The 8,978-nt window shown below is 40.2% G+C and carries 6 protein-coding genes; 2 read left to right on the forward strand and 4 right to left on the reverse strand.

The window, feature by feature from the left end:
• Window positions 1–21 precede the first annotated feature (21 nt).
• The 4 genes from HKI82_RS17130 to HKI82_RS17145 are packed head-to-tail and all read right to left on the reverse strand — an operon-like array spanning window position 22 to window position 4,260.
• A complete protein-coding gene (locus tag HKI82_RS17130; RefSeq protein ID WP_171138686.1) occupies window positions 22–1,305 on the reverse strand; it encodes an ABC transporter substrate-binding protein in 1,284 nt (427 codons plus the stop codon).
• A gap of 16 nt (window positions 1,306–1,321) precedes the next feature.
• A complete protein-coding gene (locus tag HKI82_RS17135; RefSeq protein ID WP_042481087.1) occupies window positions 1,322–2,458 on the reverse strand; it encodes an ABC transporter ATP-binding protein in 1,137 nt (378 codons plus the stop codon).
• 18 nt (window positions 2,459–2,476) lie between these two features.
• On the reverse strand, window positions 2,477–3,373 hold the full coding sequence (locus tag HKI82_RS17140) for a carbohydrate ABC transporter permease (protein ID WP_102942358.1): 897 nt from the start codon (window positions 3,371–3,373) through the stop codon (window positions 2,477–2,479).
• The gene (locus tag HKI82_RS17145; RefSeq protein WP_102942441.1) at window positions 3,373–4,260 is read right to left on the reverse strand and encodes a carbohydrate ABC transporter permease; all 888 of its coding nucleotides are present in this window, start codon (window positions 4,258–4,260) and stop codon (window positions 3,373–3,375) included. Before HKI82_RS17145 ends, HKI82_RS17140 begins: the two co-directional genes overlap by 1 nt.
• A 1,150-nt stretch (window positions 4,261–5,410) precedes the next feature.
• Between HKI82_RS17145 and HKI82_RS17150 the strand changes: the two genes are divergently transcribed.
• Together HKI82_RS17150 and HKI82_RS17155 are read left to right on the forward strand one after the other, a co-directional pair.
• Complete coding sequence (locus HKI82_RS17150; protein ID WP_102942357.1) at window positions 5,411–6,133, forward strand: oligogalacturonate-specific porin KdgM family protein; 723 nt, start codon at window positions 5,411–5,413, stop codon at window positions 6,131–6,133.
• 90 nt (window positions 6,134–6,223) lie between these two features.
• The gene (locus HKI82_RS17155) at window positions 6,224–8,440 is read left to right on the forward strand and encodes an Ig-like domain-containing protein (protein WP_171138687.1); all 2,217 of its coding nucleotides are present in this window, start codon (window positions 6,224–6,226) and stop codon (window positions 8,438–8,440) included.
• Window positions 8,441–8,978: the final 538 nt, after the last annotated feature.

Genomic DNA, 8,978 nt, shown 5'->3' on the forward strand with positions numbered 1-8,978 from the left:
GACTAGAACAACACATGACTATTAATTAGCGATGCGTTTTAGAATACGGTTACCACGACGTAGGAAATCTTGAGCAGCACCTTTCACGTCAGTTTGACCATAATCTAGTTTCTCCATTGACTCGCCGAATAGCTCCATCAACTGAGCGTTGTCAGTGAATGTCGTTGGAAGAACTTGTTTTGGTAGACCTTGAGCTTGTAGGTAGCCTTGGTAGCTCAAGCTTTCTGGATCTATCTCACCTGCTTCGTGCAAAGTTTGTAGCCCTTCTTTGCTCATAGGAATACCACGAGCTAGACCAAGAGCTTTAACACCAATTGGATCATTCAAGAGGAATGTAACTAGCTTAGCCGCCTCTTCAGGGTGCTTAGAGTTACGTCCAATCGAGAACATCATTGATGGACGAGCTAATAGACCAGAGTCAGTAGCTCCTGGAGCCATTGGGTATGGGCCTAAATCCATGTGAAGACCAGGTGCTAGGTTAGCTGTGTACTTAGCAATTGCGGTATCCCACATATAGACACCACCGAAACGGCCATCAATCCATGGACGCATTTCGTATAGGTTACCCTTACCGTAAGAAGAAAACTCTTTCGTTGATGGGAATACGTGGTTATTAACTTGGTCTACATATAGTTGGAAGAATTTCTCCATCTCTTCTTGAGAGTAAGCGAGAGTTGTCTTCTGTGCATCAATGATATCTTTACCAGTAGTTTGAAGCATGTAAGAACGGTTCATAGCGAACACGTCACGCGCTTCAATAACGAGTGGGTAGTAGTCTGCACCAAGATTCTTCTCGAATGCTTTACCTGCAGCCATTAGTTGATCCCAATCGGTTGGGAACTCAACACCTGCCTTCTGCCAAATTGGTGTGTTGTAGTAGAAAACACGTGAAGTCATAGATACAGGAAGACCGTTGATCTTACCTTCGACAGTTGTCATATCGATAGCATTTTGAGGGAAGCTACCTACATGCAGAATGTCTTTCTGCTTGTTCATGTCGTAGAAACCATCACCATTCTTAGAAAAGATAGGTAACCAGTTCCAGTTAGTTTGCATTACATCAGGTTCAGTATTACCTGCAACCTGAGTAGTCAAACGAGACAAGTGTCCATCCCAGCCTGTGTATTCAGCTTTAACTTTAATACCAGGATTTTGCTCTTCAAACTTTTGAATTGCATTCAGTGTAGCTTGGTGACGTGAGTTACCACCCCACCAAGACATACGTAGCTCTACGTCAGCAAATGCTGAAGCAGAAGTTGCACCGATTGCAGCAGCGATAAGTGTAGTCAATACCTTTTGATTCATGGATATATCTCCAGTTTTATTTTATTAGAGAAATGTTTTTCTCAGTTTTCTTATCGAAAATGTGTACCTTGCTCATTTCAACGGCAAACTTCACATTCTTCTGTAATTGCATACCTAGTTTTTCACGTACATCATCAACTGGAACACGTGCTGTCAGCTCTTTGTCGCCAACACGGAAGTAAACGAATACTTCGTGTCCCATGTTTTCCATACGAACAACATCACCAACCATAGTTTGAACATTTTCGTCTTCAACTAGTGACAACGTGATATTGTCTGGACGAATACCAAACACAGTTTTGTCGTAGCCATGTGCTCGAACAGCTTCGGCTTTAACCTTTGGCAAACGCAGACGTTGATCACCAAATGCTACATACATTTCACCGTCTTCATCCGCGATTACTACTTCGTGTAAATTCATTTCCGGAGCACCGATGAAACCTGCTACGAACATGTTTACAGGGCTGTTGTACAATTCAGTTGGAGTATCAACTTGCATGATTTCGCCAAGTTTCATTACACAGATACGGTCGCCCATGGTCATCGCTTCTGTTTGGTCGTGAGTAACGTATACCGCAGTAGCAGGGTTACCCGCTTCTTTCAGGTGACGGTGTAAGTCAGAGATACGAACACGCATCGAAGCTCGTAGTTTTGCATCTAGGTTTGATAGTGGTTCATCGAATAGGAACACTTCCGGTTTCTTAACGATTGCACGACCTACCGCTACACGCTGAGCCTGACCACCAGATAACTGGCGTGGTAGGCGGTCTAGTAGCTCTTCAATTTCAAGAATTTCAGCTGCTTCTTTAACGCGAGCCTCAATTTCTTCTTTTGGTAACTTCTGTAGTTTCAAACCAAAACCTAGGTTCTCTTCTACAGTCATGTGTGGGTATAGAGCGTAGTTCTGGAACACCATCGCAATACCGCGATCTTTTGGTGCTAGGTTGTTTACTACTGTACCGCCGATAGTGATTTCACCACCGCTGATTGTTTCTAGACCCGCTAGCATGCGTAGCGTCGTTGATTTTGCACAACCTGATGGACCTACGATTACTAGGAACTCACCATCTTTAATTGTTAGGTCGATACCGTGTACTGCTTTGAAACCGTTTGAATAAACTTTCTCTAGTTTATTAAATTTAACTTCAGCCATTTTACTTACTCCAAAAAATTAACCTTTAATACCGCTGCTAGCTGCGCCTTCAATAAAGTATTTCTGAGACATGAAGAACACGACGATTGACGGGATGATAGCGATAGATGCCATTGCTAGGATTTCATTCCACTTCGCGCCTTCTGTAACGTCGATAGACATTTTCAGAGCAAGTGCAATTGGGTACTTCTCTACACTTGATACGTAGATAAGTGGGCCTAAGAAATCGTTTACTGACCACATGAACTGGAACAGTGCAACAGAGATGATTGCTGGGCGGATAACTGGAACCACTACGTGCCAAAGCACTTGGAACGAGTTACACCCATCAATCATTGCTGCTTCTTCCATGTCTGTTGGTACGCCACGTAGGAACTGAACCAGCATGAATACGAAGAAACCTTGTGTTGCAAATGCCAGTGGCAAGTACAGAGGTAGATAGCTATCAAGTAAACCCATTTCGCGGAACATGATGTATTGCGGAATAAGTAGTACAGATTGTGGAAGCAGGATGCTGGCAATTAGCGTAGCAAACCAGAATTTCTTCCATGGGATTTCAAAACGCGCAAACGCGTAAGCTACGATTGTTGAAGAAACAACAGTAAAGAATACTTTTGGCAATACATAGAAGAATGTATTCAGGATGTAGTGACCAAATGTAAATTCTGTACCGGTTTTCCAACCGTTGATGAAGCCTTCTAAACTCCACTCACTTGGGATCAAGCTCATAGAAGAGAAGATTTCATGGTTTGGCTTCATTGCCGCTGTAAACATCCACAATAGTGGGTAAAGCATTAAGAAACCAACGATAATAAGAACTGTGTATCGAATAGCCGCATTGATTTTTTCACGACGAATCGTACGTTCGTTTTCTTCATTTGCAGCTGATGCTGCGTTAGCAATTGAAGTAGACATTATGATTTGCCTCCTTTATCACCTGAGTAGAATACCCAGTACTTCGACGAACGGAATGTGATTGACGTGAAGATTGCTACTACGATGAATAGTGCCCATGCCAATGCAGAACCGTATCCCATATCAAAGAACTTAAACGCTGTCTCATAGATGTATAGAGAGATCAGGTAAGTTGACTTCATTGGACCGCCGCCAGTGATAACGTATGGCGCTGTAAACTCTTGGAATGCTTGAGTTGTTTGCATGATGAAGTTGAAGAAGATAACCGGTGTAATTAGTGGCACAGTTACTTTCAAGAACATTTGCCATTTGCTTGCACCGTCGATCATCGCAGCTTCATACTGCGATTGAGGAACGTTCTGTAGTGCTGCTAAGAAAATAACCATCGCAGAACCAAACTGCCACGCACGCAATAGTGTGATTGAGAATAGCGCGAAAGCTGGTTCACCTAGCCAGTTAATTGGGTCAATACCAATAAAGCCTAAGGCACCATTAAGAACACCATCGATAGCAAATAGAGCACGCCAAAGTACCGCGATTGCAATACTACTACCCAGAATTGAAGGGATATAGTAAGCAGTACGGAAGAAGCCAATACCTCTTAACTTAAAGTTAAGGATAAAAGCAATCCCTAGTGCGAACGCTAGTTTTACCGGGATGGTCAAGAAAACGTACAAGAATGTGACGCTCATTGACTTCCAAAAGATATCATCTTCAGTGAGCATGTACCGATAGTTTTCAATACCGATGAATTCAGGTGAAGTCATCAGATCATAATCGGTAAAGCTCATCACGAATGATGAAACAAACGGAAAAGCGGTAAACATTATCAACCCTATGATGTAGGGAGATAAGTACGCTAATCCTAGCTTACGATTTTCATACATTTTCTCGTCCTCGTTAAGTTTAACTGCCCATGGGTTAGATAAGTTCACTCCTAAGACCCCCATCGACTTCTGCTAGCCATTAAACGTGATTTTATAACGTTTACCATGCGGAAATTTACAATTTGTGATCTTGGATATTATTTTTAAATATAAAAAATAAAAAAATGAAACATAGTTCCTGTTTTATAGATTAAGCGTTCTCAAAAAATGAATCGATTTAAGTTCAGCGGGTTTTCAGTTGGGATTCTTCAGTCAAATTTAGAAGTTTTCTTATTATTAATCATATATTTAATAAAAAATAGAAACACATACTACATAGAGAGTGCTCTCTGACACACAATCTCTGTACACACACTAAAAATAAATTATTTGATCTTTATCAAAAAATATATTTTTCGCGTTTAAAAATATATTTTGAGTGAATATAAACTAAAGCATTAGAAACCCGAGCATTAATTATTTATCTCTCGATAGGCTAGAAAGGATGTATTGGTCGGGTAGTGAGTGACGCAGATTTTATTACTTAATTTATTAATTTTTCATGAAAAAATTCAAACAAAAACAACTTGTTTTCTTAAAGAAATCGTATATTAACAAAGAGAATCATTGCAAAAGAAACCTTCTACCCTTTAAAAATTTGATCAAATCATTTCCTAAGCGATGCAATGTATAGTCACTCGCCATCCCTATAATATTAATGTTCTTTTACACATTAAATAGCTAAACAATCACCCTTTCTTTAAGTAACCCAAGGAGTCTACTTTGTTGTTTACATAGCCTTAGACCTATTTACTCACTCTATTCCCTATAAAAATCACAACATATTACCAACATAAATGAAAATTAATGATCACCTAGCCAAGGAGAACACCAAAAGCAAAAACAACTTAACTATATGGTTTATATGTAAAAAATAATAAATACCTATCGATCACGACAACTCATTAACCCTCATAATAAAAGTGACTCACCGCTACCCACCCGTTCAGAGTTAAATACTAAAAAATTATGCTAAGTTGATCACTTTTAAATACACACCAAACATAAAACATTGTTTCAATGATCACATTTCCGCAATCAAACATTTTTAAACTAAATATTTTTATATAAATTAAACACCGAACCATAATTACAAAAACGGTGTTTTAAAATGAAAAAAGTACTTATCTCTGCTATCGCACTCGCTATTACAGCTACTGCTGCACAAGCTGCAACAATCAACTTACGTCATGAATATAAATCTGAATTTGGTGATAATGATGCATATCATGGTGACCGTATTGCTGTTAGCCATCGTTTCGCAAACGGTGTAGGTTTTGAAATTGAAGCAAAATACAAATCAAACACTACTGGAAATGATGATGCATTTGATGAATTTACTCAAAATGGTCACCAAGCAAACGTAAGCTACCGCTACAAATTGAATGACTCATTCACGCTAACTCCTCAATACAAAATTGAAATGAACAGCAGCGACAAGATGAGCAATCAGTTCAACTTGACACTAGGTTACAAAGTTAACAACGACCTTTCAGTTTCGTACCGTCAGCGTTACAACTATACAACTCAAGCAAACAAGGAAAGTAGTGAACACTACAACCAAGGTACGTTTGCTGCTAGTTATTCTGGTGTTGAAGATTGGGGCTTTGGTGCTTCTCTAGATTACCGCTGGAGACAAGAAGGACAAGACACTTGGAAAGGTAACAAAGCTGGCGTTAACGAAGTGAACTTCACAGGCGAATACAAAGGTTTTGAAAGTGGCTGGCGTCCATTTGCTGAACTAGGTTTCGAACCGACGAAGAAATACAGCACTGATACAGAAAAAGGTGATTACCGTCCACGTTACCGTATTGGCCTGAAGTACAACTTCTAATTCAATCTAAAAGTAAATCCTAACTGTCTTTTCAAGGCTGACTTAACATCCACTAGGTCAGCCTTTTTTAATGCTTAATTAAGGTGAACTATGAAACTATCGAGAATTGCGCTCGCGCTTAGTAGTGCATTTGCGCTTAGTGCATGCACTGCGGTACAAACAGAGGTAACACCAGAAAACTTGACGTGGCAGGCCATCACTTTCGGACAATCTACCGACTTAAACTTTGGCTCGACAATCCTTCCAGAAAAAATAGGTACAAATGAAGTATTGGTAAATGGAAAGCCGGTCAAAGCAGGAAAACTTGCAGAAACTTTCACTATTGAAAGCCGCGGCGGTAAACTGGCCAATTCCCATGAAGGCGTCACTTTCTACTACACTAAACTTCCTACCAACAAAAACTTCACCCTATCCGCTTCGGTTGTTTTAGAGCAATTGGGCCCAGAAACAGGCTCTACACCTAACCGTCAGGAAGGTGCAGGAATAATGGTTCGTGACATTATTGGTCAGCCACGTTTAGATCCTCAGCCTGAAGGTTTAGAAGAATTTCCTGCGGCATCCAATATGGTGATGAACCTTTTAAGAGCGAGCAAAAAAGAGAATAACGGTTTAATTAATATCAATGCGAACTATCGTGAAGGTATCTACCAACCATGGGGAACTGGCGGCAACAAGATGGCACGTGACGAGTTTATAAAAGATGTGCCTTTCACCGATGGTAAACCATTCAAAATGTCTCTAACTCGAACAGATACTGGTTATTTTGTCACTTATGATAATGGAAGCATCAGTGAAACCCATGAAGTTGAGGGAGCTAACGCTAATATCGTAGAGATGCAAGACCCCGACAACCAATATGTCGGTTTCTTTGCATCCCGTAACGCAAAGATTTCAGTCAGTGACGTTCAGATTGAACTTAGCGATGCGCATACCGTTGATACACCAAAATATTCAGCGAAATTGACGGATGTTGTCTTACAACAGGCATCGCCTGACAAAAGTGCAATTGAAAACTACAGTCTGCAATCACGAGCAAACTACTCTGGTACTTTCAGTGTTAGCCAACAAGGTAAAGTGGTTGTAGAAAAGCAAGATATTCCAGCAGGTGATTTCTTCCGCTTTGATGCAATACTCACCTCTCCTAGCACTGCATTTACTGTTACATATACACCAACAGGAGGCCCGGATCTAACACCTAAAACTTATCAACAGAAAGTTGAAAAGGTCAACTTAGCGGATCCAATGAATATTTCTGTAAATCCAGACGGTAGCAATGGTCACTTAGATCTTGCAACAGCCATCGAACTCGTTGCTCCTGGCGGTATTATCACCCTAGAAGACGGCGACTACCAAGGCATCACTATTCCAGTTTCAGCAAGCGGTACTGCTGACTTGCCAAAAACGCTTTTGGCGAAAGGCGAACACGTTCGCTTCCTTGGTGACATTCAACACAATGCAAGTTACTGGAACGTTTCAGATATTGAAGTCTCAGGTGCACGTTACATTGTTTGGGGTAGCCATAACAACTTCGATTACATTGTCACACACAGCGCTCCAGATACGGGCTTCCAGATTACATCACCAGACAAATTGGGACGAGCTTTATGGGCAAGTCATAACACTGTGAGTGACAGCGAAAGTTACAACAACATGGATAAATCTCAAATCAACGCAGATGGCTTTGCTGCCAAAATGCGAATTGGTGACGGAAACACCTTCATCCGCTGTGTGTCTCACCACAACATTGATGATGGTTGGGATTTATTCAACAAAGTAGAAGATGGTGCCAATGGCGCTGTGACGATCATTGATTCTGTTTCATACCGAAATGGTCAAACGCTAACGGTTGCAGGTAAAGGCGGAAGCAGAGGTAATGGTTTTAAATTAGGTGGTGAAGGTTTACCTGTTGCCCACGTAGTGAAAAACAGCCTAGCTTTCCAAAACAACATGGATGGCTTCACTGACAACTTTAACCCTGGTTCTCTTGTACTAGAAAATAACGTTTCTATCGATAACAAGCGTTTCAATTTCTTATTCCGTAAGAGCCCATACGCTGGTCAAGTTAAACAGGGGCATTTTGAAGATAACCGCTCATACCGTTTTTTTGTTGAAAGCAAATATAGTGATGTTGTAAACGGAGATACTTTGGTTAACAACCAGTTTTTTGTTGACGGCCATACTGTTGACCAAAACGGCAAAATCGTGAAGGAAGATGTCAGTGAACTTAAAAATGCCAGTGATGTTAATTCTACTAGCGAAGAGTCAATGGATGAGCAAGTACAGAAACTACGTTCGCTATTGAACTAGTTCGTATCTGTAATAATCCGTTGTTTTAGTATGCGGGGTTACATTTCTACAAAAGAGTATAGTGGCGCAGTTATCAAACTCTCCGTTGTAGCTGCGTCTCAAAATCTCGATTTGGTTTCCATAGTTACCACTTATCAATTGTTCTACTTAAGCATGCATGCCATGGACTAAGTTCGGCAACCTAAGCATCACAGTTTTCAAACTTAATGCTTATTCCAAGATTGGAGCCACTGGATAGATAACTATCCCAGAAAGTGAACATTGATTTAGAACTCTCAAACTTCTAAACCAGTCATCTTTATAACTTTGAGTTGTAGAAACTTTAGTTTTTATATCACTCAATTTGTTTGATTGTTTTATTTAATTTTATTGAAACGATATTTCATTTTAATTTGTTGGTTAGATTTTTTTTTGTTAATATTGCTGTGTGTAGTGTTCAGGGCGTTCCTGTTCATCTTTAATTTGAATACGTTGAGGAAAAAGTAATGATTCTTGATTCATTTGATGTGAAGGGTAAAGTTGCAATCGTAACCGGTTG

It is taken from the genome of Vibrio plantisponsor, from assembly GCF_013041605.1.
Classification (GTDB): Bacteria; Pseudomonadota; Gammaproteobacteria; order Enterobacterales; family Vibrionaceae; genus Vibrio; species Vibrio plantisponsor.